Annotated in this window: 23 protein-coding genes and 1 riboswitch; of the genes, 20 read left to right on the top strand and 3 right to left on the bottom strand. The window is 71.5% G+C overall.

Annotated features, from left to right (window positions below; all coding sequences use genetic code 11):
• Positions 1–2 precede the first annotated feature (2 nt).
• From IE153_RS02995 to IE153_RS02925, 16 genes are all read left to right on the top strand, one after another.
• Entirely contained in the window at positions 3–875 is an 873-nt protein-coding gene (locus IE153_RS02995; protein WP_189588538.1) for a glycosyltransferase family 2 protein, read from the top strand.
• Between the two features lie 106 nt (positions 876–981).
• Positions 982–1,911: an ABC transporter permease gene (locus IE153_RS02990; RefSeq protein WP_189588140.1), complete on the top strand. Its 930-nt coding sequence runs from the start codon at positions 982–984 to the stop codon at positions 1,909–1,911.
• Positions 1,904–2,683, top strand: coding sequence for an ABC transporter ATP-binding protein (locus IE153_RS02985; protein WP_097222056.1), 780 nt, complete (start codon positions 1,904–1,906; stop codon positions 2,681–2,683). Before IE153_RS02990 ends, IE153_RS02985 begins: the two co-directional genes overlap by 8 nt.
• A 361-nt stretch (positions 2,684–3,044) precedes the next feature.
• A complete protein-coding gene (gene hpnC, locus IE153_RS02980; protein ID WP_189588138.1) occupies positions 3,045–3,947 on the top strand; it encodes a squalene synthase HpnC in 903 nt (300 codons plus the stop codon).
• A complete protein-coding gene (gene hpnD / locus IE153_RS02975; protein WP_189588136.1) occupies positions 3,944–4,894 on the top strand; it encodes a presqualene diphosphate synthase HpnD in 951 nt (316 codons plus the stop codon). The genes hpnC and hpnD overlap by 4 nt, the downstream gene beginning before the upstream one ends.
• The gene (locus IE153_RS42690) at positions 4,891–5,025 is read left to right on the top strand and encodes a DUF6380 family protein (protein WP_356229844.1); all 135 of its coding nucleotides are present in this window, start codon (positions 4,891–4,893) and stop codon (positions 5,023–5,025) included. Before hpnD ends, IE153_RS42690 begins: the two co-directional genes overlap by 4 nt.
• The gene (hpnE, locus tag IE153_RS02970; RefSeq protein WP_189588134.1) at positions 5,022–6,434 is read left to right on the top strand and encodes a hydroxysqualene dehydroxylase HpnE; all 1,413 of its coding nucleotides are present in this window, start codon (positions 5,022–5,024) and stop codon (positions 6,432–6,434) included. Before IE153_RS42690 ends, hpnE begins: the two co-directional genes overlap by 4 nt.
• A gap of 65 nt (positions 6,435–6,499) precedes the next feature.
• The gene (locus IE153_RS02965; protein WP_189588132.1) at positions 6,500–7,567 is read left to right on the top strand and encodes a polyprenyl synthetase family protein; all 1,068 of its coding nucleotides are present in this window, start codon (positions 6,500–6,502) and stop codon (positions 7,565–7,567) included.
• 122 nt (positions 7,568–7,689) lie between these two features.
• The gene (gene shc / locus IE153_RS02960; RefSeq protein ID WP_189588130.1) at positions 7,690–9,747 is read left to right on the top strand and encodes a squalene--hopene cyclase; all 2,058 of its coding nucleotides are present in this window, start codon (positions 7,690–7,692) and stop codon (positions 9,745–9,747) included.
• The gene (locus tag IE153_RS02955) at positions 9,747–10,388 is read left to right on the top strand and encodes a phosphorylase family protein (RefSeq protein ID WP_189588128.1); all 642 of its coding nucleotides are present in this window, start codon (positions 9,747–9,749) and stop codon (positions 10,386–10,388) included. The genes shc and IE153_RS02955 overlap by 1 nt, the downstream gene beginning before the upstream one ends.
• Before the next feature lie 5 nt (positions 10,389–10,393).
• The gene (hpnH, locus tag IE153_RS02950) at positions 10,394–11,416 is read left to right on the top strand and encodes an adenosyl-hopene transferase HpnH (RefSeq protein WP_189588126.1); all 1,023 of its coding nucleotides are present in this window, start codon (positions 10,394–10,396) and stop codon (positions 11,414–11,416) included.
• 4 nt (positions 11,417–11,420) lie between these two features.
• On the top strand, positions 11,421–12,578 hold the full coding sequence (gene ispG / locus IE153_RS02945) for a flavodoxin-dependent (E)-4-hydroxy-3-methylbut-2-enyl-diphosphate synthase (RefSeq protein ID WP_189588125.1): 1,158 nt from the start codon (positions 11,421–11,423) through the stop codon (positions 12,576–12,578).
• 28 nt (positions 12,579–12,606) lie between these two features.
• Positions 12,607–14,502 (top strand): 1-deoxy-D-xylulose-5-phosphate synthase, encoded by a 1,896-nt coding sequence (dxs, locus tag IE153_RS02940; RefSeq protein ID WP_189588123.1) that lies wholly within the window; start codon positions 12,607–12,609, stop codon positions 14,500–14,502.
• Positions 14,499–15,914 (top strand): aspartate aminotransferase family protein, encoded by a 1,416-nt coding sequence (locus IE153_RS02935; RefSeq protein WP_189588121.1) that lies wholly within the window; start codon positions 14,499–14,501, stop codon positions 15,912–15,914. The genes dxs and IE153_RS02935 overlap by 4 nt, the downstream gene beginning before the upstream one ends.
• A 60-nt stretch (positions 15,915–15,974) precedes the next feature.
• On the top strand, positions 15,975–16,619 hold the full coding sequence (locus tag IE153_RS02930; protein WP_189588119.1) for a helix-turn-helix domain-containing protein: 645 nt from the start codon (positions 15,975–15,977) through the stop codon (positions 16,617–16,619).
• Complete coding sequence (locus IE153_RS02925; RefSeq protein WP_037820178.1) at positions 16,616–16,735, top strand: DUF6126 family protein; 120 nt, start codon at positions 16,616–16,618, stop codon at positions 16,733–16,735. The genes IE153_RS02930 and IE153_RS02925 overlap by 4 nt, the downstream gene beginning before the upstream one ends.
• A gap of 15 nt (positions 16,736–16,750) precedes the next feature.
• Here the strand turns inward: IE153_RS02925 and IE153_RS02920 are convergent, their stop codons facing one another.
• On the bottom strand, positions 16,751–17,548 hold the full coding sequence (locus IE153_RS02920; RefSeq protein ID WP_189588117.1) for a tyrosine-protein phosphatase: 798 nt from the start codon (positions 17,546–17,548) through the stop codon (positions 16,751–16,753).
• A gap of 180 nt (positions 17,549–17,728) precedes the next feature.
• On the opposite strand from IE153_RS02920, the gene IE153_RS02915 reads away from it, so the two are divergent.
• The 4 genes from IE153_RS02915 to IE153_RS02900 all read left to right on the top strand — a co-directional run bounded on the left by IE153_RS02915 (position 17,729) and on the right by IE153_RS02900 (position 23,054).
• Complete coding sequence (locus tag IE153_RS02915; protein ID WP_189588115.1) at positions 17,729–19,804, top strand: alpha-galactosidase; 2,076 nt, start codon at positions 17,729–17,731, stop codon at positions 19,802–19,804.
• 315 nt (positions 19,805–20,119) lie between these two features.
• A riboswitch (cyclic di-AMP (ydaO/yuaA leader) is annotated at positions 20,120–20,274 on the top strand.
• A 4-nt stretch (positions 20,275–20,278) separates the two neighbouring features.
• The gene (locus tag IE153_RS02910; protein WP_189588113.1) at positions 20,279–21,193 is read left to right on the top strand and encodes a M23 family metallopeptidase; all 915 of its coding nucleotides are present in this window, start codon (positions 20,279–20,281) and stop codon (positions 21,191–21,193) included.
• 213 nt (positions 21,194–21,406) lie between these two features.
• Entirely contained in the window at positions 21,407–22,123 is a 717-nt protein-coding gene (locus IE153_RS02905; RefSeq protein ID WP_189588111.1) for a DUF6250 domain-containing protein, read from the top strand.
• A 145-nt stretch (positions 22,124–22,268) separates the two neighbouring features.
• Complete coding sequence (locus IE153_RS02900) at positions 22,269–23,054, top strand: SGNH/GDSL hydrolase family protein (protein WP_189588537.1); 786 nt, start codon at positions 22,269–22,271, stop codon at positions 23,052–23,054.
• A gap of 243 nt (positions 23,055–23,297) precedes the next feature.
• Here the strand turns inward: IE153_RS02900 and IE153_RS02895 are convergent, their stop codons facing one another.
• Positions 23,298–23,909: a TetR/AcrR family transcriptional regulator gene (locus tag IE153_RS02895; RefSeq protein ID WP_189588109.1), complete on the bottom strand. Its 612-nt coding sequence runs from the start codon at positions 23,907–23,909 to the stop codon at positions 23,298–23,300.
• A gap of 95 nt (positions 23,910–24,004) precedes the next feature.
• Positions 24,005–25,183, bottom strand: a complete 1,179-nt coding sequence (locus IE153_RS02890) for a Glu/Leu/Phe/Val dehydrogenase dimerization domain-containing protein (protein ID WP_189588107.1) — start codon at positions 25,181–25,183, stop codon at positions 24,005–24,007.
• Between the last annotated feature and the right edge of the window lie 99 nt (positions 25,184–25,282).

Here is a 25,282-nt window from a genome sequence, read left to right as displayed (position 1 = left end):
GCATGAAGGTCGGCGCCGTCATCATCACCATGGGCAACCGGCCCGAGGAGCTGCGCGCCCTGCTCGACTCCGTCGCCAAGCAGGACGGCGACCGCGTCGAGGTGGTCGTCGTCGGCAACGGCTCGCCCGTCCCGGACGTCCCCGAGGGCGTCCGCACCATCGAGCTGCCCGAGAACCTCGGCATCCCCGGCGGCCGCAACGTCGGCATCGAGGCCTTCGGTCCCGCGGGCCGGGACGTCGACGTCCTGCTCTTCCTGGACGACGACGGACTGCTCGCGGCCCACGACACCGCCGAGCTGTGCCGCAAGGCGTTCGAGGCCGACCCGAAGCTCGGCATCGTGAGTTTCCGCATAGCCGACCCGGAGACCGGCGTCACCCAGCGCCGCCACGTCCCCCGGCTGCGCGCCGCCGACCCGATGCGTTCCTCGCGCGTGACGACCTTCCTCGGCGGCGCCAACGCCGTCCGCACCCGCGTCTTCGCCGACGTCGGCGGACTCCCGGACGAGTTCTTCTACGCCCACGAGGAGACCGACCTGGCATGGCGGGCCCTCGACGCGGGCTGGATGATCGACTACCGCTCCGACATGGTGCTCTACCACCCGACGACCGCTCCCTCGCGGCACGCGGTCTACCACCGCATGGTCGCCCGCAACCGCGTCTGGCTGGCCCGCCGCAACCTCCCCGCGCCGCTCGTCCCCGTCTACCTCGGCGTGTGGCTGCTGCTCACTCTGGTGCGCCGCCCCTCCCGCAGTGCGCTGCGGGCCTGGTTCGGCGGATTCCGTGAGGGCTGGACCACCTCGTGCGGCCCCCGCCGGCCCATGAAGTGGCGTACGGTGTGGCGGCTGACCCGGCTGGGCCGGCCCCCCGTCATCTGACAAGCTCGTATCCGGGAAATCCCGGGAGCCCCCGGGCCGTACCCTGGCCCCGGCTCATGCCGGACCCGGCACAGGCCGAGCATCTCGAAGACGAAAGTTTCCACTAGTGAGTGAGACAACGCACGACGCCACGGTCGCGATGAGCGCGCCCGCGGCGCCCGACGAGGGCCTCACGGCGAGGGAACTCGCCGCCAAGCACGGGCTCACCGTGAGCGGCGCCCGGCCGACCCTCATCGAGTACGTCCGTCAGCTCTGGGACCGGCGGCACTTCATCCTCGCCTTCTCCCGGGCGAAGCTGACCGCCCAGTACAGCCAGGCCAAGCTCGGCCAGCTGTGGCAGGTGGCCACGCCGCTGCTCAACGCGGCCGTGTACTTCTTCATCTTCGGCCTGCTCCTGGAGGCCGACCGGGGCCTGCCCCGCGAGGTGTACATCCCGTTCCTGGTCACGGGCGTGTTCGTGTTCACCTTCACGCAGAGCTCGGTGATGGCGGGCGTGCGCGCGATCTCCGGCAACCTCGGCCTGGTCCGGGCCCTGCACTTCCCGCGCGCCTCGCTGCCGATCTCCTTCGCGCTGCAGCAGCTCCAGCAGCTGCTGTTCTCGATGATCGTGCTGTTCGCCGTCGCGGTCGGCTTCGGCCACTACCCGGATCCGTCCTGGCTGCTGATCGTGCCGGTGCTGGTCCTGCAGTTCTGCTTCAACACCGGCCTCGCGCTGATCATGGCCCGGGCGGGCGCCAAGACCCCCGACCTCGCGCAGCTGATGCCGTTCGTGATGCGGACGTGGATGTACGCGTCCGGGGTGATGTTCTCCATCCCGATCTTCCTGGAGGGCAAGCCCCAGTGGATCGCGAACGTCCTGCAGTGGAACCCCGCGGCGATCTACATGGACCTGATGCGCTTCGCCCTCATCGACGAGTACGACTCGACGTACATGCCCGACCACGTCTGGGCGGCCGCGGGCGGCTGGGCCGTGCTGTTCGCCATCGGCGGCTTCGTGTACTTCTGGAAGGCGGAGGAGAGGTACGGCCGTGGCTGAGCAGCAACAGGACGCACGCATTCCCACCGTCGTCGCGGACGACCTCCACATCGTCTACCGCGTGAACGGCGCCAAGACCGGCAAGGGCAGCGCCACCGCCGCCCTCAGCCGCATCATCAAGCGCGGCGAGGAGCGGGGCGTGCGCAAGGTGCACGCCGTGCGCGGTGTCTCCTTCGTGGCGTACCGCGGTGAGGCCATCGGCCTGATCGGCTCCAACGGCTCCGGCAAGTCGACCCTGCTGCGGGCCATCGCCGGACTGCTCCCCGCCGAGCAGGGCAAGGTCTACACCGACGGCCAGCCGTCGCTGCTCGGTGTCAACGCGGCCCTGATGAACGACCTCACCGGCGAACGGAACGTCATATTGGGCGGGCTCGCCATGGGCATGTCCCGCGAGGAGATCAAGGAGCGCTACCAGGAGATCGTCGACTTCTCCGGCATCAACGAGAAGGGCGACTTCATCACCCTGCCCATGCGCACGTACTCCTCCGGCATGGCGGCCCGGCTCCGCTTCTCCATCGCCGCGGCCAAGGACCACGACGTCCTGATGATCGACGAGGCGCTGGCGACGGGCGACCGCAAGTTCCAGAAGCGCTCCGAGGACCGCATCCGGGAGCTGCGCAAGGAAGCCGGCACGGTGTTCCTGGTCAGCCACAACAACAAGTCCATCCGCGACACCTGCGACCGCGTCCTGTGGCTGGAGCGCGGCGAGCTGCGCATGGACGGCCCCACCGACGAGGTCCTCAAGGAGTACGAGAAGTTCACCGGCAAGTAGTCCGGATTCGGCCAGGGCCCCGACGGAACTGCTCCGGCGGGGCCCGGCGTCTGCAAAGGAAACGTCAACTCCGGCCCATCTCAGGAATCTTGGGGCCAATCGGTGTGTTCTCGTGATGTGTCGGAACACCCTGACGAACCGTGTCGCGTTGTACAACGTAAGCTGTACCGGTCCCGAAACACGGCAATCAGGGCAATAATGCGCGACACCGCCCGTCGGACCACCGTGCGGACGGCTGGGCGGCGTGTCCGAAATAGTGTGTATTGGGTCGGCAGTGTAGAACGGGAGATGTGACGGCGATGGCTACGGAAACTCCCCAGCTCCACGCAGCACGTGCCGTCCCCGCGCCGGGCAGCCCACGGTGACGGGAACCGGCACGGCGCGCCCCCTCGATGCGGAGCGCGGCACGCTCGACAAGGCCGCCGGCGAGAACTTCCCGGTGGCCCCCTTCTTCCTGCCCCGGGCCTGGCGCACCGACCTCATGGCCGTCTACGGCTTCGCCCGCCTGGTCGACGACATCGGTGACGGCGACCTGGCCCCCGGCGGCACCGACGCCCGCCTGCTCGGTGTGTCCCCGCGGGAGGCCGAGGACCGCCTGGTCCTGCTGGACGCGTTCGAGGCCGACCTGCGCCGCGTCTTCGACGCGACCCCGCGCCATCCCCTGCTGCGCCGTCTCCAGCCAACCGTGCGCCGCTGCGCGCTGACCCCCGAGCCGTTCCTCGGCCTGATCGCCGCCAACCGCCAGGACCAGCTGGTCGGCCGCTACGAGACCTACGACGACCTGCTCGCCTACTGCGAGCTCTCCGCCAACCCCGTCGGCCGCCTCGTCCTCGCCGTCACCGGTGCCTCGACGCCCGAGCGGATCCGCCGCTCCGACATGATCTGTACGGCCCTCCAGATCGTCGAGCACCTCCAGGACGTCGCCGAGGACCTCGGCCGCGACCGCGTCTATCTGCCCGCGACCGACATGAAACGCTTCCACGTCCAGGAAGCGGATCTCGCCACGAAATCCGCCGGAGCGTCGGTCCGTGCGCTGATTGCGTACGAAGCGCAAAGGGCCCGGGATCTCCTGAATGAAGGCGCCCCCCTGGTGGGTAGCGTCCACGGCAGGCTGAAACTGCTGCTCGCGGGGTTCGTGGCGGGGGGAAGGGCGGCCGTCCACGCGATCGCCGCCGCCGAGTACGACGTACTTCCCGGCCCGCCCAAGCCCGGCAAGCTCCGGTTGCTGCGTGAGGCGGGCGTGACTCTGCGAGGAGAGGGGTGATCCGGACCGTGGAGTCGGAACCACACGCGTCCCCACCGGTACTCGCCGCCTACAGCTACTGCGAGGCCGTCACCGGGCGGCAGGCCCGCAACTTCGCCTACGGCATCCGGCTGCTCCCGACCCCGCAGCGCCGCGCGATGTCGGCGCTGTACGCGTTCTCGCGGCGGGTCGACGACATCGGGGACGGCGCGCTCGCCGACGACGTCAAGACGGCCAGGCTGGAGGAGACCCGGGCGCTGCTCGCCCGGATCCGCGAGGAGGAGGTCGGCGAGGACGACACCGACCCGGTAGCCGTCGCCCTCTCGCACGCGGCCGGGCACTTCCCGATCCCGCTCGGAGGTCTGGACGAGCTCATCGACGGCGTCCTGATGGACGTCCGCGGCGAGACCTACGAGACCTGGGACGACCTGAAGGTCTACTGCCGTTGCGTGGCGGGCGCCATCGGGCGTCTCTCGCTCGGCGTGTTCGGCACGGAACCGGGGGCGTGTGGCGTGGACCGCGCGCCGGAGTATGCCGACACGCTCGGGCTCGCGCTCCAGCTCACCAACATCCTCAGAGACGTCCGCGAGGACGCCGTGGGCGGGCGGACCTATCTGCCCGCCGACGATCTCGCCAAGTTCGGCTGCTCGGCAGGCTTCAGCGGGCCGCGGCCGCCGGAGTGCTCCGACTTCGCGGGCCTCGTGCACTTCGAAGTGCGACGGGCCCGCGCACTGTTCGCCGAGGGCTACCGGCTGCTCCCCATGCTCGACCGGCGCAGCGGCGCCTGTGTCGCCGCCATGGCCGGCATCTACCGCCGCCTCCTCGACCGCATCGAACGCGACCCGGAGGCCGTGCTGCGCGGCCGGGTCTCCCTGCCCGGGCGGGAGAAGGCCTACGTCGCCGTGCGCGGTCTGTCCGGTCTCGACGCCCGGCACGTGACCCGGCGGACCGTCAGGAGGCGTGCGTGAGGGACACACGTGCCGCCGTCGGCGGAAAGCGGCGGGCAACCCTCCGGCGCGGGGCCGCGTCCCTGACGGAGACGGCCGGCCGTGCACCGTGCGAGGAGCGCGCTCCGGCCATGGGGGAGGGTTCGCGATGACCCACGGCACACGGCCCGGGGGACCGGCGGCACAGGCGCGGCACACCGTCGTGGTGGGCGGCGGGCTCGCCGGTGTCACCACCGCGCTCGCGCTCGCCGACGCCGGAGTGCGCGTCACCCTGCTGGAGGGCAGGCCGCGGCTCGGCGGGCTGGCCTTCTCTTTCCAGCGCGGCGATCTCACCGTCGACAACGGCCAGCACGTCTACCTGCGCTGCTGCACGGCCTACCGCTGGTTCCTCGACCGCATCGAGGGCGCGGCGCTGGCCCCGCTGCAGGACCGGCTCGACGTACCCGTCCTGGACCTCGCCCGGCCCGAGGGACGCCGCCTCGGCAGGCTCCGCAGGGACGCCCTGCCCGTGCCGCTGCACCTCGGGCGCAGCCTCGCCTCCTATCCGCACCTGTCGCTCGCCGACCGCGCCAGAGTGGGCCGGGCCGCACTCGCGCTCAAGGGGCTCGACCTCGCCGACCCGGCGCTGGACACCCAGGACTTCGGCAGCTGGCTCGCCGCGCACGGCCAGTCGGCACGCGCCGTCGAGGCCCTGTGGGACCTGGTCGGGATCGCCACGCTCAACGCGGTCGCCTCCGACGCCTCCCTGGCGCTCGCCGCGATGGTGTTCAAGACCGGCCTGCTGTCCGACCCGGGCGCGGCCGACATCGGCTGGGCCCGGGTCCCGCTGGGCGACCTGCACGACCGGCTGGCCCGCAAGGCCCTCGACTCCGCGGGTGTCCGCACCGAACTCCGCACCCGCGTCACCTCGCTCTCCGCGAACACGGACGGACAGTGGAGCGTCCAGGTCCCCGGCGAGACGCTGGAGGCCGACGCGGTGGTCCTCGCCGTACCGCAGCGCGAGGCGCACGACCTGCTGCCGGCGGGCGCCCTCGACGCGCCCGAGCGGCTCCTGGAGATCGGCACCGCGCCGATCCTCAACGTCCATGTGGTGTACGACCGCAAGGTCCTGGGCCGGCCGTTCTTCGCCGCCCTGGGCAGCCCCGTGCAGTGGGTCTTCGACCGGACCGACGCGTCCGGGCTGCGCGAGGGCCAGTACCTCGCCCTGTCGCAGTCGGTCGCCCGGGACGAGATCGACGAGCCCGTGGCCGTGCTGCGCGAGCGGTATCTGCCCGAGCTGGAGCGGCTGCTGCCCCTGGCCCGCGGCGCCGACGTGAGGGACTTCTTCGTCACCCGGGAGCGCACCGCCACGTTCGCTCCCACCCCCGGCGTCGGGCGCCTCAGGCCCGCCGCCCGCACCAAGGCATCCGGCCTCTACCTGGCCGGAGCGTGGACCGCCACCGGGTGGCCCGCGACCATGGAGAGTGCGGTCCGCAGTGGTGTGAGCGCGGCGGACGCCGTGCTGGGCGCCCTGGGCCGGCCCCGTCCGCACGCCCTCTTCGAGTTCGAGGAGGCGGCATGATGCCGGCCCAGGCCGGCGCGGCAGGCGGCCCCCGCACCCCCGGTACCGCAACAAGAGGAGAGACTGTGCCCACTGTGCCCCCGGCCTCGAAGACTGCCGAGGCGGTGGACGTGACCGCGCTGCTGGAGCGCGGCCGGACCCTGGCCACTCCGGTACTGCGGGCGGCCATCGACCGCCTGGCACCTCCCATGGACACTGTTGCCGCCTACCACTTCGGCTGGATCGACGCCCAGGGCAGGCCCGCGGAGGGGGACGGCGGCAAGGCCGTGCGCCCCGCCCTCGCGGTGCTGTCCGCCGAGGTCATGTCGGCCGCCCCCGAGACCGGCATCCCCGGCGCCGTCGCCGTGGAGCTCGTCCACAACTTCTCCCTCCTCCACGACGACCTCATGGACGGCGACGAGCAGCGCCGTCACCGCGACACGGTCTGGAAGGTGCACGGTCCCGCCCAGGCCATCCTGGTCGGTGACGCCCTGTTCGCCCTCGCCAACGAGGTGCTCCTCGAACTCGGCACCGTCGAGGCCGGCCGCGCCACCCGCCGCCTGACCACCGCCACCCGTGCCCTGATCGACGGTCAGGCCCAGGACATCTCCTACGAGCACCGCGACCGCGTCAGCGTCGAGGAGTGCCTGGAGATGGAGGGCAACAAGACCGGCGCCCTGCTCGCCTGCGCCAGCTCCATCGGCGCGGTCCTCGGCGGCGCCGACGACCACACCGCCGACACGCTGGAGAAGTACGGCTACCACCTGGGCCTCGCCTTCCAGGCCGTCGACGACCTGCTCGGCATCTGGGGCGACCCGGTCTCCACCGGCAAGCAGACCTGGAGCGACCTGCGCCAGCGCAAGAAGTCCCTGCCGGTCGTGGCGGCCCTCGCGGCGGGCGGCCCGGCCTCCGAGCGGCTCGGCGAGATCCTCGCCGCCGACGCCAAGAGCAGCGACTTCGAGAACTTCTCCGAGGAGGAGTTCGCGGCCCGCGCCGCCCTCATCGAGCAGGCCGGCGGTCGCGAGTGGACCGCCGACGAGGCACGCCGCCAGCACACCATCGCCATCGAAGCCCTCGACGCCGTCGACATGCCCGACCGGGTGCGGGAGCAGTTCACGGCCCTCGCGGACTTCGTCGTCGTACGGAAGAGATGATCACTATCGGCCGAATAGCCCTCGCGTAGTCGCCGGCCGGTGCCGCGAGTCATCACGGAGCACCGGCCGACGGCGGACCCACAGCAGCTGCACACCTTGCACCACTGCACGAAGGGGAAGCCATGACAGCGACGACCGACGGAAGCACCGGGGCTCTGCCACCCCGCGCCGCCGCGGCCAGCGACACCGACACGCACACCCCCGGGGCGGCCGGGGTACCGGAAGCCGCCGCACACGCCGCCCGGCGTGCCACCGACTTCCTGCTCTCCCTGCAGGACGCCGAGGGCTGGTGGAAGGGCGACCTCGAGACCAACGTCACCATGGACGCCGAGGACCTGCTGCTCCGTCAGTTCCTCGGCATCCGCGACGAGAAGACCACGCAGGCCGCCGCCCTCTTCATCCGCGGCGAGCAGAACGAGGACGGCACCTGGGCCACCTTCTACGGCGGGCCGAGCGAACTGTCCGCCACCATCGAGGCGTACGTCGCCCTCCGCCTGGCCGGTGACGCCCCCGACGCCCCGCACATGGCCAGGGCCTCCGCCTGGATCCGCGCGCAGGGCGGCATCGCCGCCGCCCGGGTCTTCACCCGGATCTGGCTGGCGCTGTTCGGCTGGTGGAAGTGGGAGGACCTGCCCGAACTCCCGCCGGAGCTCGTCTTCTTCCCGAAGTGGGTGCCGCTCAACATCTACGACTTCGGCTGCTGGGCGCGGCAGACCATCGTCCCGCTGACGATCGTCTCCGCGAAGCGGCCGGTACGCCCCGCACCCTTCCCGCTCGACGAGCTGCACACCGACCCGGACCTTCCCAACCCGCCCAAGCCCCTGGCGCCGCCGTTCAGTTGGGACGGGGCGTTCCAGCGGATGGACAGGGGCCTGCACGCCCTGCGGAAGGTCGCCCCGCGCAGACTGCGCAGAGCCGCCATGAACAGCGCAGCCCGCTGGATCATCGAGCGGCAGGAGAACGACGGCTGCTGGGGCGGCATCCAGCCGCCCGCCGTGTACTCCATCATCGCCCTGCACCTGCTCGGCTACGACCTCGAACACCCCGTGATGCGCGAGGGGCTGGCGTCCCTGGACCGGTTCGCCGTGTGGCGCGAGGACGGGGCCCGGATGGTCGAGGCCTGCCAGTCGCCGGTGTGGGACACCTGCCTGGCCGCGATCGCCCTCGTCGACGCCGGACTGCCCGCCGATCACCCGCAGTTGGTGAAGGCGGCCGACTGGATGCTGGGCGAGGAGATCGTCCGGCCCGGCGACTGGTCGGTGAAGCGGCCCGGACTGCCGCCCGGAGGCTGGGCGTTCGAGTTCCACAACGACAACTACCCCGACATCGACGACACCGCCGAGGTGATCCTCGCGCTGCGCCGGATCGCCCACCACGACCCGGAACGGCTGGACCGGGCCGCCGCGCGCGGCATGCGCTGGACGCTCGGCATGCAGTCGAGGAACGGCGCCTGGGCCGCCTTCGACGTCGACAACACCAGCCCCTTCCCGAACCGGCTGCCGTTCTGCGACTTCGGCGAGGTCATCGACCCGCCCTCCGCCGACGTCACCGCGCATGTCGTCGAGATGCTCGCGGTCGAGGGACTCGCCCACGATCCGCGCACCCGCCGCGGGATCGAGTGGCTGCTGGCCGAGCAGGAACCGGACGGCTCGTGGTTCGGACGCTGGGGCGTCAACTATGTCTACGGCACCGGGTCCGTCGTCCCCGCCCTCGCCGCCGCAGGCATCCCCGCCGCGCACCCGGCGATCCGGCGGGCCGTGGCCTGGCTGGAGTCGGTCCAGAACGACGACGGTGGCTGGGGTGAGGACCTGCGCTCCTACAAGCACGTCAGGCAATGGAGCGGTCGGGGCGCCTCGACCGCCTCGCAGACGGCGTGGGCGCTGATGGCCCTGCTCGCGGCGGGGGAGCGGGGCTCCAAGGCCGTCGAACGCGGCGTCGAGTGGCTGGCCGAGACCCAGCGGGCGGACGGCTCCTGGGACGAGCCGTACTTCACGGGGACGGGCTTCCCGTGGGACTTCTCGATCAACTACCACCTCTACCGGCAGGTGTTCCCGCTCACCGCGCTCGGCCGCTATCTGCACGGCGAGCCCTTCGCCGAGAAGCTCCGCGGGAGCGGGCAGGCCGGGGCTCTCCCGGGGAGCGGGACCGGCCTGCCGCTCGTCGAGGCCGAGGGGAGCTGATGAGCGCACAGGCCGCCCCGGTCCCGCTGCTGATCGCCTGCGCGCTCGGCATCGAGCAGTTCGCCCTGCGCGCGGGCGGCCGGGGCGGGGCCGACGGGCCGGTCACGGTCCTGCGGACGGGCATGGGACCGGCCGCCGCCGAGCGGGCCGTCACCCGCGTGCTGGCCGACCCGGCCCTGCGCGACGCCGCCGTCCTGGCCACCGGCTTCTGCGCGGGTCTCGCGCCCGGCATGCACCCCGGCGATCTCGTCGTCGCCGAGGAGACCCGCGACCCGCGCGGCACGACCCCCTGCGTGGGGACCGAACTGCTGGTCAAGGCACTGACCCGCGCGCTGCCCGGGCGCACCGTGCACACCGGGCCGCTGACCTGCTCCGACCACGTCGTGCGGGGCCCCGAACGGGCCGCGCTGCGCGCGACCGGCGCGATCGCGGTCGACATGGAGTCCGCCGTCACGCTCCTGAGCGCCGTGCGGGCGGGCGAGCGCCCGGTTGCGGCCGTCCGGGTGGTCGTGGACGCTCCTGAACATGAACTCGTCCGGATCGGCACGGTGCGCGGTGGAATATCAGCTTTCCGTGTCCTTCGTTCCGTTCTTCCCGCTTTCTTCGAATGGCACCGTTCCTTGCTGCTCCCCAGGAGGTGAGCCAGATGGCCATGCCGCTCCGACAGTCCATCAAGGTCGCTACATACTTGGCTGAACAGAAGATCCGCCGACGGGACAAGTTCCCGCTGATCGTCGAGCTGGAGCCGCTGTTCGCCTGCAACCTCAAATGCGAGGGGTGCGGCAAGATCCAGCATCCGGCCGGGGTGCTCAAGCAGCGGATGCCGGTCGCCCAGGCCGTGGGGGCGGTCATGGAGTCCGGCGCCCCGATGGTGTCCATCGCCGGCGGCGAGCCGCTGATGCACCCGCAGATCGACGAGATCGTCCGCCAGCTCGTGGCCAAGCGGAAGTACGTCTTCCTCTGCACCAACGCGATGCTGCTGCGCAAGAAGATGGACAAGTTCACGCCCTCGCCCTACTTCGCCTTCGCGGTGCACATCGACGGCCTGCGCGAGCGGCACGACGAGTCGGTCGCCAAGGAGGGCGTGTTCGACGAGGCCGTGGAGGCGATCAAGGAGGCCAAGCGGCGCGGCTTCCGGGTCACGACCAACTCGACCTTCTTCAACACCGACACCCCGCAGACCATCATCGAGGTGCTGAACTTCCTCAACGACGACCTCAAGGTCGACGAGATGATGATCTCGCCTGCCTACGCCTACGAGAAGGCTCCCGACCAGGAGCACTTCCTCGGCGTGGAGCAGACCCGCGAGCTGTTCAAGAAGGCCTTCTCCGGCGGCAACCGGCGGCGCTGGCGGCTCAACCACTCCCCGCTCTTCCTGGACTTCCTGGAGGGCAAGGTCGACTTCCCCTGCACGGCGTGGGCGATCCCGAACTACTCGCTCTTCGGCTGGCAGCGCCCCTGCTACCTGATGAGCGACGGGTACGTGCCGACGTACCGGGAGCTGGTCGAGGACACCGACTGGGACAAGTACGGCCGCGGCAAGGACCCGCGCTGCGCCAACTGCATGGCGCACTGTGGCTACGAGCCCACCGCCGTCCTCGCCACCATGGGCTCGCTGAAGGAGTCGCTGCGCGCCATGCGCGAGACGGTCTCCGGGAACCGGGAGTGAGGCCATGACCGCCATTGAGCTGGGCGTCCCCGAGGTGCCGCTCCGGCCGATCGCCGAGCGGCGCGTCTCGCGCCGGATCCAGGTCGGTCCGGTGGCGGTGGGGGGAGGGGCCCCGGTGTCGGTGCAGTCGATGACGACGACCCGCACGTCGGACGTCGGTGCCACGCTGCAGCAGATCGCGGAGCTGACCGCGTCCGGCTGCCAGATCGTCCGGGTCGCCTGCCCCACGCAGGACGACGCGGACGCCCTGGCGACCATCGCCCGCAAGTCGCAGATCCCCGTGATCGCGGACATTCACTTCCAGCCGAAGTACGTGTTCGCGGCCATCGAGGCGGGCTGCGCGGCCGTCCGCGTCAACCCCGGCAACATCAAGCAGTTCGACGACCGGATCAAGGAGATCGCCCAGGCGGCGAAGGACCACGGCACGCCGATCCGCATCGGCGTCAACGCCGGGTCGCTGGACCGGCGCCTGCTCCAGAAGTACGGCAGGGCGACCCCGGAGGCGCTCGTGGAGAGCGCCCTGTGGGAGGCGTCCCTGTTCGAGGAGCACGGCTTCCGGGACATCAAGATCTCCGTCAAGCACAACGACCCGGTCGTCATGATCGAGGCGTACAGCCAGTTGGCCGAACAGTGCGACTACCCGCTGCACCTGGGAGTGACGGAGGCGGGGCCCGCCTTCCAGGGCACGATCAAGTCGGCGGTGGCGTTCGGGGCGCTGCTGTCGCGGGGCATCGGCGACACGATCCGGGTGTCGCTGTCCGCGCCGCCGGCCGAGGAGGTCAAGGTCGGCATCCAGATCCTGCAGTCCCTGGGGCTCAAGGAGCGCCGGCTGGAGATCGTGTCGTGCCCGTCCTGCGGGCGCGCCCAGGTCGACGTCTACAAGCTGGCCGAGGAGGTCACGGCCGGGCTCGACGGCATGGAGGTGCCGCTGCGGGTCGCCGTCATGGGGTGTGTGGTCAATGGGCCCGGCGAGGCGCGGGAGGCCGATCTGGGGGTCGCCTCCGGCAACGGCAAGGGGCAGATCTTCGTCAAGGGCGAGGTCATCAAGACCGTCCCCGAGTCCAGGATCGTCGAGACGCTGATCGAAGAGGCGATGAAGATCGCCGAGCAGATGGAGCAGGACGGCGTGGGGTCGGGGGAGCCGGCCGTCACCGTGAGCTGAGCAGCACGGCATTCGAAGGGGGCCCGACGTGACGATTCTGGAGAGCATCCGGGGACCACGCGACCTGAAGGCGCTGTCCGAGGCGGAACTGGGGGAACTGTCCGAAGAGATCCGGGAGTTCCTGGTGCACGCGGTCGCCAGGACCGGCGGCCATCTGGGACCCAACCTGGGCGTGGTGGAGCTGACCATCGCCCTGCACCGGGTCTTCGAGTCGCCGGCCGACCGCATCCTGTGGGACACCGGCCACCAGAGCTACGTCCACAAACTGCTGACCGGTCGCCAGGACTTCTCCAAGCTGCGCGGCAAGGGCGGCCTGTCCGGCTACCCCTCGCGCGAGGAGTCCGAGCACGACGTCATCGAGAACAGCCACGCCTCCACCGCCCTCGGCTGGGCCGACGGGCTCGCCAAGGCCCGTCAGGTGCAGGGCGAGAAGGGCCATGTCGTCGCGGTCATCGGCGACGGGGCCCTCACCGGCGGCATGGCCTGGGAGGCCCTGAACAACATCGCGGCCGCCAAGAACCGCCCGCTGATCATCGTCGTCAACGACAACGAACGCTCCTACGCCCCCACCATCGGCGGCCTCGCCAACCACCTCGCGACCCTGCGCACGACCGACGGTTACGAGCGGGCCCTCGCCTGGGGCAAGGACGTCCTCCAGGGCACGCCCCTGGTCGGCAGCACCCTCTACGAGGCCCTGCACGGCGCCAAGAAGGGCTTCAAGGACGCGTTCGCCCCGCAGGGCCTCTTCGAGGACCTGGGCCTGAAGTACGTGGGGCCGATCGACGGGCACGACACCGGGGCCGTGGAGTCCGCACTGCGGCGCGCCAAGCGGTTCCACGGGCCGGTGCTGGTCCACTGCCTCACGGAGAAGGGCCGCGGCTACGAGCCCGCCCTCGCCCACGAGGAGGACCACTTCCACACCGTCGGCGTGATGGACCCGCTGACCTGCGCACCGCTCTCGCCGTCGGGCGGCCCCTCCTGGACCTCGGTGTTCGGCGAGGAGATCGTCAGGATCGGCGAGGAGCGCGAGGACGTGGTGGCGATCACCGCCGCCATGCTGCATCCCGTCGGCTTGGGCGCCTTCGCCGAGCGGTTCCCGGACCGGATCTGGGACGTCGGCATCGCCGAGCAGCACGCGGCCGTGTCCGCGGCCGGCCTGGCGACGGGCGGGCTGCACCCGGTCGTCGCCGTTTACGCCACCTTCCTCAACCGGGCCTTCGACCAGCTGCTCATGGATGTGGCCCTGCACCGCTGCGGGGTGACCTTCGTCCTGGACCGGGCCGGGGTCACCGGCGTCGACGGGGCCTCCCACAACGGCATGTGGGACATGTCCGTCCTCCAGGTCGTGCCCGGGCTCAGGATCGCCGCGCCACGGGACGCCGACCAGCTGCGCGCCCAGCTGCGCGAGGCGGTCGCCGTGGACGACGCGCCGACGCTGCTGAGGTTCCCGAAGGAGTCCGTCGGCCCGTCGATCCCCGCCGTGGACCGGGTGGGCGGACTGGACGTGCTGCACCGTTCCCCCCGGCCACACGTTCTCCTGGTGGCCGTCGGTGTGATGGCGCCGGTCTGCCTCCAGGCCGCCGAACTGCTCGAAGCGCGCGGCATCGGCTGCACCGTCGTCGACCCGCGCTGGGTCAAGCCCGTCGACCCGGCGCTCCCGGGCCTCGCCGCCGAGCACCGTCTGGTCGCCGTCGTCGAGGACAACAGCCGTGCGGCCGGGGTCGGTTCGGCCGTGGCGCTGGCCCTGGGCGACGCCGACGTCGACGTGCCGGTACGGCGGTTCGGTATCCCCGAGCAGTTCCTCGCACACGCCAAGCGCGGTGAGGTGCTCGCCGACATCGGCCTGACACCCGTCGAGGTCGCCGGACGGATCGGCGCGAGCCTGGCCGTCAAGGAAGAGCTGTCCAAGGAGCCACTGGAATGACAACCGCCGAGTCCGCGTCGGAGTCGTCGCAGGCCGGGGAGTTCGACCTCGCCAAGCTGCTGGCCGAGCGCGGGGCCGAGCGCTACGAGCTGCACACCCGGTACCTCAACCACCAGCTCCCGCGCATGCTGCACACCATCGGCTTCGACAAGGTCTACGAGCGCGCCGAGGGCGCCTACTTCTGGGACGCGGAGGGCAACGACTACCTGGACATGCTCGCCGGGTTCGGGGTGATGGGCCTCGGCCGGCACCACCCCGTGGTGCGCAAGGCGGTGCACGACGTCCTGGACGCGCAGCTCGCGGATCTCACCCGCTTCGACTGCCAGCCGCTGCCGGGCCTGCTGGCGGAGAAGCTGCTCGCGCACAGCCCGCACCTGGACCGGGTGTTCTTCGGCAACAGCGGCACCGAGGCCGTCGAGGGCGCCCTGAAGTTCGCCCGGTTCGTCACCGGCAGGCCCAGGATCCTGTACTGCGCGCACGCCTTCCACGGCCTGACCACCGGCTCCCTCTCCGTGAACGGCGAGTCCGGCTTCCGCGACGGCTTCGCCCCGCTGCTGCCCGACACGGCCGTCCCGCTCGGCGACCTCGACGCGCTGGAGAGGGAGCTGAGGAAGGGCGACGTCGCCGCCCTGATCGTCGAGCCGATCCAGGGCAAGGGCGTCCTCACGGGCCCGCCGGGCTGGCTGCGGGCCGCCCAGGAACTGCTGCACCGGCACAAGGCGCTGCTCATCGCCGACGAGGTGCAGACCGGCCTCGGCCGGACCGGCGACTTCTACGCCTACCAGCACGAGGACGGCGTCGAACCCGACCTGGTGTGCGTCGCCAAGGCGCTCTCCGGCGGCTATGTGCCGGTCGGCGCCACGATCGGCAAGGACTGGATCTTCAAGAAGGTCTACTCGTCCATGGACCGCGTCCTCGTCCACTCGGCGAGCTTCGGATCCAACGCGCAGGCCATGGCGGCGGGACTCGCGGTGCTGTCGGTGATGGAGAACGAGCAGATCGTCGCGAACGTCCGGGCCACCGGGGAGCGGCTCAGGTCCCGGCTGGCCGCGCTCACGGACCAGTACGAGATGCTCGCCGAGGTCCGGGGCCGGGGCCTGATGATCGGCATCGAGTTCGGACGGCCGAAGTCGCTGAAGCTGCGGAGCCGCTGGGCCATGCTCCAGGCCGCCCGCAAGGGGCTTTTCGCGCAGATGGTCGTCGTGCCGCTGCTGCAGCGGCACCGGATCCTCACCCAGGTCTCCGGCGACCACATGGAGGTGATCAAGCTGATCCCGCCGCTGATCGTCGGCGAGCGGGAGGTGGACCGGTTCGTCGACGCCTTCACGGCCGTGATGGACGACGCGCACAACGGCGGGCTGGTGTGGGACTTCGGGAAGACCTTGGTCAAGCAGGCCGTGGCCAACCGGTAGCGGTTTTGCCTGAGAGGCAAGAAATTTGCCGGTGAGGCAAAGGTCCGGCTGAATGGAGGCATGAGCCCCTCCGAGACCGAGCGGCCCTCCGGGGCCGGCTCGCCGGCCGAACCCGCGCCCGGTGCGCTGCCCGCCGTCGCGCCCCAGCTGCGGGCCCTGCGGCGCCAGGCCTCCCTCACGCTGGAGGCCGCGGCCCGCGCCGCCGGGCTGTCGCCCGCCCACCTCTCCCGTCTGGAGACCGGGCAGCGCCAGCCCTCGCTGCCGATGCTGCTCGCGCTCGCCCGTGTCTACGGTACGACCGTCGCCGAGCTGCTCGGCGAGACGGTCGCCGGACGGGACGCCGTCATCCGCGCGGCCGACATGGAACCCACGGCGGCCGGCGGCTGGACCTACTGGCAGGCCGGCGCCCCGGGCCGCGGGATGCAGGCCCTGCGGGTCCACGTCCCCCACGGATCCCAGGGCGACGTCGTGCGCGTCCACCCCGGTGAGGAGTGGCTCCATGTGCTGCGCGGCCGGCTGCGGCTGCGCCTCGGGGACAGCACGCACCGGCTGGCGGCCGGCGACAGCGCCCACTTCGACTCGCTCACCCCGCACCGGATCGCGGCCGAGGACCACGACGGCGTCGACCTGCTCTTCGTCCACACCCTGCTGCAGAGCCCCACGGCCGCCCTGTGCCTGGGCCCCACCCCTGGAGACGCGTCATGAGCGACATGGAGGAGAAGTTCCCCCGCGCCCTGTGGGTGAGGCTGTTCGTCTACCTCATCGCCGGCCACATCTTCGCCGCGTTCGTGTACCTGCTCTTCGCGCTCGGCGCGAAGTAGCCCCGTCCCGGCCCCTCAGTCGAGGAGCCGTTCGCGCAGCCGCTCCCGGGTCTCCGGGGTGAGGTCCAGCCCCTTCTCCAGGTAGGTGTCGACGCCACCCCAGGTCTCCTCGATGGTGTCGAAGGCCGCCGTCAGGTACTCGGCGCGCGCGTCGAAGAGGGGGCTGAGCAGCTCCATGACCTCGGGGGAGTAGGCCGAGGCGGCGGAGCTGCTGCGGTGCACCTTGTAACGGCGGTGCTTGGCGTTCGACTTCAGGTAGTCCTCGACGATCGCCTCGCGCTCGACGCCCACCGCCAGCAGCGTCACCGCGACCGACAGACCCGCGCGGTCCTTGCCCGCCGCGCAGTGCATCAGCGCGGGGACGCTGTCCTGCGCGAGCGCGTGCAGCACCCGGGAGTGCTCGTCGGTGCGGTGCTTGATGATCGTGCGGTACGAGGCGATCATGCGCCCCGCTCCCTTGCCGTCCGAGAGGATCTCGCGCAGCTGGTCCAGATCGCCGTCGCGGACCATCTTCCAGAACTCGGCGCCGTCGGCGGGGTCGCTCAGCGGCAGGTTCACATTGCGCACGCCGGGCAGCGCGACGTCCGGCCCTTCGAGCTTCTGGTCGGCCGCGTTGCGGAAGTCGAAGATCGTGTGCAGGCCCAGAGTCGTCAGGAAGGCGGCGTCCTCCCCGGTCGCGTGGGCGAGGTGGCCGCTGCGGAACAGCACTCCGTGGCGCACCCGCCGTCCGTCCACGGTCGGAAGTCCGCCCACATCACGGAAGTTGCGCACTCCGGCCAGCTCGGGCTCGGTCGACGGGACCTGCTGTGTCACGAGGGCTCCTCCCCTTCGGCGCCGCCGCCGCGGCTCGTCGGCGGGCACGACTCGACGATACGACATGCCTGCCTGGGGCAATGAGTTGTCCACAGGGCGTTGCCCGGAGCCCCCACAGCCCTTGATGATGTTGCCGCCTGGTCGCACCTGATCGGGCTTGTTCGAATCTGTGAGGGCGCGATGCTGGACATCTCCGAAGACGGTCGTACGTGGGTGCTCTCCGGGACGGCCAGCAGCTACGCCGTCCATGTCACCGAGCGGGACGAACTGCTGCATCTGCACTGGGGCCCCCGGATCGGTCTCGCCGACGCCGAGGCCCTCGCCGTCCGGCCGCTGCCGGACTACTGGCCCTTCGAGTCCCCGCTCGACGGACGCGAGGAGTACCCGGTCGAGGGCGGACCCCGATTCGTCCGCCCCGCGCTGTCGGTGCGCACGGCCGAGCGACGCGGCACCGAGTGGGTCCACGAGGGGTACGACACCGAGGACGGCGAGCTGCGGCTCCGGTTCCGTGACGGGGACCTCGCCCTCACGCTGCACTACCGGATGCGCTCCTCGACGGATGTCGTCGAGCGGTGGGTGACCCTGACCAACCGGGGGCCGGCCCTCGAACTGCTGCGCGCCGACTCCGCCACCTGGACCCTGCCCGACCGCGACGCCTGGCGGCTGTCCCAGCTGCACGGCCGCTGGGGCGCCGAGTCCCGGCTGACGCGCTCCGGTCTCACCCACGGCGAGAAGGTCATCGGCAGTCGCCGCGGCCACACCTCGCACCAGCACCTGCCGTGGGTCGCCCTCGACACCCACGCCACCGAGGAGCACGGCGAGGTCTACAGCTGCGCCCTCGGCTGGTCCGGGTCGTGGCGCATCGCCGTGGCCCAGCTGCCGGACGCGCGCGTGCAGATCACCGGCGGAGCCGGCCACGACGACTCGGGCCTGCTGATGCTGGGCACGGGGGAGTCGTACGCGACCCCCGTCTTCGCCGGGCTCTGGAGCGACGGCGGCTTCGGCGGGGCCAGCCGCGCCTGGCACGCCTACCAGCGGGCGCATGTCGTCCCGGACGCCGAGCGGGACCGGCCGGTGCTGTTCAACTCCTGGGAGGCCACGGAGTTCGACATCTCCGAGGAGCAGCAGCGGGCGCTCGCCGAGCGGGCCGCGGCCATGGGCGTCGAGCTGTTCGTGGTCGACGACGGCTGGTTCGGGGCGCGCACCAGCGACCGGGCCGGACTCGGCGACTGGACCCCCAACCCCGACCGCTTCCCGGGCGGACTGAAGCCGCTCGCCGACCATGTGCACGGCCTGGGCATGCAGTTCGGGATCTGGGTCGAGCCCGAGATGGTCAACCCGGACAGCGACCTGTACCGCGCGCACCCCGACTGGGCCCAGTACCAACCAGGACGAAAGCGGACGGAATTCCGCAATCAGCTCGTGCTCAACCTCGCCCGCGAAGACGTCCGGGAGTACCTCTGGGAGCAGCTCCACGGGCTTCTCTCCAGCGCTCCCGTCGACTACGTCAAGTGGGACTTCAATCGCTGCTTCACCGACGCCGGCTGGCCGGACGACCCCTACCCGCAGCGGCTGTGGGTCGACCACGTGCACGGCCTGTACGCCCTGCTGGACCGGCTGCGGGCCGCCCACCCGGGCGTGGCCTTCGAGTCCTGCTCGGGCGGCGGCGGCCGGATCGACCTCGGCGTGCTGAGCCGCACGGACCAGGTGTGGACCTCGGACAACACCGACCCGCTCGACCGGCTCGCCATCCAGCACGGCTTCAGCCAGATCCACCCGGCCCGGGTCATGGCCGCCTGGGTCACCGACAGCCCGAACGCCATGCTCAACCAGCGGGCCAGCTCCCTGCGGTTCCGGTTCGTCAGCGCCATGGCCGGGGTGCTCGGCGTCGGCGGCGACCTCACGCGGTGGACGCGGGAGGAGCTCGCCGAGGCGCGGGAGTGGGTGGCGCTCTACAAGGAGATCCGGCCCGTGGTGCAGCGCGGCGACCTGTACCGGCTGCGTCCCCCGGAGGGCGGGGTCAGTGCCGTGCAGTATGTCCTCGGCGACGAGACCGTCGTCCTCGCCTGGCTCCAGGCGCAGCGCTACGGCGAGCCCGTGCCGGCGCTCCGGCTGCGCGGCCTCGACCCGTCAGCCTCGTACGAATGCCTCGAAACGGGTGAAGTTCACCGAGGGGCCGTACTGGTGCATCACGGACTTCGCGTCGGCCTGCGCGGGGATCTGGATGCCGTGGTCGTCCGGCTTAAGCGGAAGTAGTCGTTCTGTCCGAATAGGGAGCTTAGGTCGCTAAGGGATAACGTGTCCCGATCGTAAAGGAGATGAGGTCGGGGTGCGTGACCATCGTCATATTCGTGACGATGTGTCGTCGCCATGTTCACGTAATCCTCGCGTTATTCAGGCCCATTGAGGAATGCGGGAGATCGGTAATCCACGCTCGGTGACGGCGTTTGTGTCGACGCGTCAAGAAAAACACCGTCACGGGCAACCGCAAGCTTGTCCTATTGCGTCGTGGTCGCTTACGTTCCACACCAATCCGGACGGACGCCTAATCCTGCCGCCGCCCGGAGCCCCACACACTGACCCGACGTACGGCAGGAGCGGGGGACCCACAGGTAAGACGCCTGTTCCGGTTCCCGGAACGGCTTGGGGTTAAGCCGCGCCACGGCGCGGCCGGGCATCTCCAGCTCGCACCCGACAGCTCACCTCGCAGGCGACGGAGAGGAATTCGCCATGCCCGCGAAGGGTAAGCACCGCCGCCCCAAGACCCAGCGTTTCACCCGCTCCATCGCCGTCGCCGGAACCGGCGGGGCCGCCCTCGCCCTGCCGCTCATGGGGGCCGCCGGCGCCCACGCCGCCACCCCGCAGTCGGCTCCGGAAAGGGCCGTCCAGTCCGCTCCGGCCGCCGAGAAGAAGGCCGCCGAAAAGGCCAACGGCGCCCGCACGTACACCGTGAAGGCCGGCGACTACCTCGCGAAGATCGCCGACGACCAGAACGTCAACGGCGGCTGGAAGAAGCTCTACTCGGACAACCGCGACGCCGTCGGCTCCGACCCGTCGCTGATCCACCCGGGCCTGAAGCTGTCGATCGGCAAGAAGGCCGCGAGCGCGCCGAAGGCCTCGGCCCCGGCGGCTCCGAAGGCCTCGGCCCAGAAGTCGTCCGCCGAAGAGTCGGCCCCGAAGGCGGAGACCGCCGCCAAGCCGGCCGCCGCCAAGCCCGCGGCCGAGAGCAACTCCAGCGGCTACACCCTCCCGGTGGACGGTGCCACCGTCGGCACCCCGTACCACATGTCCGGCAGCATGTGGTCCAGCGGTTACCACACCGGTGTCGACTTCGTCGTCCCGACCGGCACCTCGCTCAAGGCCGTCGGTGCGGGCGAGGTCGTCTCCGCCGGCTGGGGCGGCGCGTACGGCAACCAGGTCGTCATCAAGCTGAACGACGGCCACTACGCCCAGTACGCCCACCTGTCCCAGCTCTCCGTCTCGGCCGGCCAGACCGTGACGGCCGGGCAGCAGGTCGGCCTGTCGGGCGCGACCGGCAACGTGACCGGACCGCACCTGCACTTCGAGATCCGCACCACGCCGGACTACGGCTCCGATGTCGACCCGGTCGCCTTCCTGCGCTCGCACGGCGTCTCCGTCGGCTGACCGACCGCACGACCACCTGTCTGACACGCCTCCGAAGGCCGGACCCCGATCCCCGGGTCCGGCCTTCGGTGTGTGCGGGCCGCCGACCGTCCCGAAGGGCCGCCCGCCGCCCCAAGGGATCGACAGGCGGCGGCAGTTGGGACAGAGTGATCCCGACCGGAGTGCAAGCGCTTTCCCGAGCCTTCCCGGCCGACCCCGAGGAGCCGTGTCACCGTGCCGACCACCCGCAGGGCGTTCGGAGCCCTGGCCGCCGGAGCCGCCCTGGCGGCCCTCGCCCCCACGGCCGCCGCGCACGCCGCGACCCGCCGGCGCCGTCTCATTGCCCACGACGGCTTCTGCCACGGCCTCGGGCAGTGGGCGACCGAACTCCAAGGCGGCGGCACCGTCACCGCCTCCCGCGGCATCCTGGAGATCGACGTACCGAGCGGCGCGACCGTCTGGTTCAGGCAGCGGCTCGAAGGGCCGTACCTGCTCGAGTACACCGCGACCCCCGTCTCCGAGGGCGGGGTCAACGACCGGGTCTCGGACCTCAACAACTTCTGGAACGCGACCGACGTCCGCTCCCCGCACGACCTCTTCGCGACCCCGCGCGGCGGGGCCCTCGACGAGTACGACCACCTCACGACGTACTACGCGGGCTACGGCGCCAACTACAACACCACGACCCGGCTGCGCCGCTACGTCGGCGAGCCCGGTGTCCGTCCTCTGGTCTTCGACTACACCGAGCCGCTGCTGGTCCCGGGTGAGCCGAACCGGGTGCGGATCGTCTCCGACGGCTCCACGGTCCAGTGGTGGAACAACGGCCGGCTCGTCTTCGACCACACCGACCCGCAGCCGTACACGAGTGGGCACTTCGCCTTCCGGACCGTCTGGAGCCATTTCCGGATCAGCGGGTTCCGGGTCTGGCGGCTCACCCCGAAACATCCCTGACAAGCGGTGTATTCCGAAGTTGGCGAACACTTTAGGAGTGGCTTATCTCACCGCTCGTCAACCCTTTCCTACGGTCGCGTAGGTCACATTCGAAGGTGAATCATGAGCTGTTGTGGCAGACGATTCGAAGAGTGACAGCAGAGCAGTGATCGGGTCGTACGTGGCGCTGGGGGACAGCTTCACCGAGGGCGTCGGCGATCCCGGCCCCGACGGCGCGTTCGTCGGCTGGGCCGACCGGTTCGCCGTCCTGCTCGCCGACCGCAGGCCCGAGGGCGACTTCCAGTACACCAATCTCGCCGTACGCGGAAAGCTCCTCGACCAGATCGTGGCGGACCAGGTTCCGCGGGCCGTCGACATGGCCCCGGACCTCGTCTCGTTCTGCGCCGGGGGCAACGACATCATCCGGCCCGGCACCGACCCGGACGAGGTGGCCGAGCGTTTCGAACGGGCGCTGGCCCAGCTCACCGCCGTGTCCGGCACGGTCATGGTGACGACCGGTTTCGACACCCGTGGCGTGCCCGTGCTCAAGCACCTGCGCGGCAAGATCGCCACGTACAACGGACACGTCCGGGCCATCGCCGACCGGTACGGCTGCCCGGTCCTGGACCTGTGGTCCCTGCGCAGCGTGCAGGACCGCAGGGCCTGGGACGCCGACCGGCTGCACCTGTCGCCCGAGGGGCACACGCGCGTGGCACTCCGCGCGGGCCAGGTGCTCGGCCTCGACGTGCCCGCCGACCCCGAGCAGGCGTGGCCCCCGCTGCCCCCGCGCGGCGCTCTCGACATGCGGCGGGACAACGTCGCCTGGGCGCGGGAGTTCCTGGTGCCGTGGATCGGGCGACGGCTGCGCGGGGAGTCGTCGGGCGACCATGTGACGGCCAAGGGGGCGCTGTCGCCGGACGACATCAGGATGTGGATCGCGTCCGTGGCGTGAGAGCGGCACCTGCGTGTGCGGGCCGTGCCGGGTGGGACCCCGGCACGGCCCGCACGCGCAGGAGGGCGGGCTTCCGGGGGCGGGCCGCGGGAGCCGGGCGGGCCGGCGGCAGGCGCTGGCACAGCGGAGGTACGGATGCGGCGGAAGGCCCCGGAAGGTCACGGCCCCGTCCGGTTCGCGCCGTCGGCCGGGCGGGCCGGGGATGCCGGGCGTCGCGGGGCCGCTGCCGCTGCCGCGAGACCGTCAGGACGTCGGCCGCTCCTGCGTCAGGCCCAACTCGCGGGCCAGCGCCTCCTCCACCCACTCCTGGGCCCGGGCTCGCGGCACCGCGCCGGCGTAGGACGTCAGCTGCACGGCGAGACCGTCGAGGAGGGCGGTGAGCCGGAAGGCCGTGCCTGCCGGGTCCGGGCAGCGGAACTCGCCTGCCGCCACGCCCTCCGCGATGACCTCGGCGAGCGCCGCCTTCCACTGCCGGTCGAGGTCCTGGGCGACCTCCCGCAGCACGGGGTCGCGCAGCGCCGCCGCCCAGCCCTCGATCCACAGCCGCCAGCCCTTGGCCTGCCCGGTGGGGGCGTACCACCGCACGGCCGACCGCAGCCGGCGCAGCGCCGGCGAACGGCGGCCGAGCAGCTTGCGCAGATGCGCCAGGTCGCCCTCCGCCGCGTGCCGGAACGCGGCGGCGACCAACTGCTCCTTCGTGGAGAAGTGATAGAGGACCAGCGCGTTGCTCACGCCGAGCGCCGAGGCCACGTCGGCGATCCTGACCGCCGCCACGCCCCTCGCCTCGATCTGCTCGATGGCGGCCCGCAGCAGGTCCCCGCGCCGCTGAGCCACACTCAACCGGACTCTCGTCACGCCGTCACCCTACCCACGCGCGTGCGGCCCCTCGACGGGGCGTTTCGGCCTGTCCGGCCGGCCCGCGACGGTCGCTGTCGGGGAGGGCCGTTGCCTCAACGGAACCAGCCGAACCGCTCCGCGATCACCGGCAGCCGGTCCGCCGCGATGGCGTGGGCGGCGGCGCGCGGTGTCGTCCCGTCGGTCTGCGCGCGGTCCAGCATCCGCTCGACCAGCGTCCGCATCGAGCGGCGGGTGTACGCGAACGCCTCCTCGGCGTCGGCACCGATGTCCCCGAACAGCGTCCACCACCACCAGGCGTTCGTCCCCGAGTTGACCACGACGTCCGGCAGCACGGTCACCCCGCGCGCGGCCAGCAGCGGCTCCGCCTCCGGGCGTACGGGCATGTTGGCCGCCTCCACGACCCAGCGGGCGGTGATCCGCTCCTGGTTCACGGTGTCGATCGCGTACGACACCGCCGCCGGCACCAGCACGTCCGCGTCGGCCGACAGCCAGGCGTCGCCCGGCAGTTCGCGGTCGCCGGGGCGCAGCGCGGCGCGGTCCACCGTGCCGTGGGCGTCCCGCGCGGCGAGCAGCGCCTCGACGTCGAGACCCGCCCGGTTGGCGATCGTGCCCTTGAGGTCGGCGACGGCCACCACCGTGAGCCCCGCGCGCGTGAGGAAGCGCGCCGTGGCCCCGCCCATGGTGCCGAGCCCCTGGAGGGCGACCCGCGTCCCGGTGTACGGCACACCGGCCCGGTCCAGGGCGGCCAGGGCCGCCTCCGCCACACCGCAGCCGCCGACCAGCTCGCTCAGGCCGATGCCGTCGACCTCGACCGCGAACGCGTCCCGCAGCCGCCTCCGGGCCTCGGCCTCGTCGTCCAGCAGCGGATAGACGGCCTGGATCGAGGAGACCAGCCCCGCCTCGGCCGCCGCCCGGTCGACCAGGTCCTGGGTGAGCCCCAGGTCCTCGCCCGTCGTCCAGCAGCTCTCTATGTACGGCCGCATCGCGCGCAGGTAGCGCACCAGCAGCGGGTACGCCTCCGGATCCCGGGGATCGCAGTCGATGCCGCCCTTGGCGCCGCCGAGCGGGACGTAGCGGTTCGCGGGGTCGTAGTGCAGGGCCTCCTTCACGGTCATGCCGCGGGCGAGACCCGCGACCTCGTCCAGGGTGCAGCCCGCGCGCATCCGCAGACCGCCGCTGGAGACTCCGCGCACCAGCCGGTCGACGACCAGGAAGCCCTGCCGGCCCGTGAGGTGATCGGTCCAGGTCAGGGACAGCAGGGGGGTGGCCATACGGGCTCCTTAGCCGCCGGGATACTGAATCACCGGTCAGTATCTCCTGCGGTGGGACCCCTGTGATCCGGTGTTGTCGGAGGGGCCGACCATAATGGA

The organism is Streptomyces massasporeus, from assembly GCF_014648995.1.
GTDB classification, from domain to species: Bacteria; Actinomycetota; Actinomycetes; order Streptomycetales; family Streptomycetaceae; genus Streptomyces; species Streptomyces massasporeus.
This window is presented reverse-complemented; position numbering and strand designations above follow the sequence as displayed.

What these genes read in the sequence shown, in the direction of transcription:
- IE153_RS02995 (WP_189588538.1), top strand. Translation starts at nt 3, where the DNA reads ATGAAGGTCGGCGCCGTCATCATCACCATGGGCAACCGGCCCGAGGAG.
- hpnE (WP_189588134.1), top strand. Translation starts at nt 5,022, where the DNA reads ATGACCCACGGCACACGGCCCGGGGGACCGGCGGCACAGGCGCGGCAC.
- shc (WP_189588130.1), top strand. Translation starts at nt 7,690, where the DNA reads ATGACAGCGACGACCGACGGAAGCACCGGGGCTCTGCCACCCCGCGCC.
- IE153_RS02955 (WP_189588128.1), top strand. Translation starts at nt 9,747, where the DNA reads ATGAGCGCACAGGCCGCCCCGGTCCCGCTGCTGATCGCCTGCGCGCTC.
- hpnH (WP_189588126.1), top strand. Translation starts at nt 10,394, where the DNA reads ATGGCCATGCCGCTCCGACAGTCCATCAAGGTCGCTACATACTTGGCT.
- ispG (WP_189588125.1), top strand. Translation starts at nt 11,421, where the DNA reads ATGACCGCCATTGAGCTGGGCGTCCCCGAGGTGCCGCTCCGGCCGATC.
- IE153_RS02935 (WP_189588121.1), top strand. Translation starts at nt 14,499, where the DNA reads ATGACAACCGCCGAGTCCGCGTCGGAGTCGTCGCAGGCCGGGGAGTTC.
- IE153_RS02930 (WP_189588119.1), top strand. Translation starts at nt 15,975, where the DNA reads ATGAGCCCCTCCGAGACCGAGCGGCCCTCCGGGGCCGGCTCGCCGGCC.
- IE153_RS02925 (WP_037820178.1), top strand. Translation starts at nt 16,616, where the DNA reads ATGAGCGACATGGAGGAGAAGTTCCCCCGCGCCCTGTGGGTGAGGCTG.
- IE153_RS02915 (WP_189588115.1), top strand. Translation starts at nt 17,729, where the DNA reads ATGCTGGACATCTCCGAAGACGGTCGTACGTGGGTGCTCTCCGGGACG.
- IE153_RS02910 (WP_189588113.1), top strand. Translation starts at nt 20,279, where the DNA reads ATGCCCGCGAAGGGTAAGCACCGCCGCCCCAAGACCCAGCGTTTCACC.
- IE153_RS02890 (WP_189588107.1), bottom strand. Translation starts at nt 25,183, where the DNA reads ATGGCCACCCCCCTGCTGTCCCTGACCTGGACCGATCACCTCACGGGC.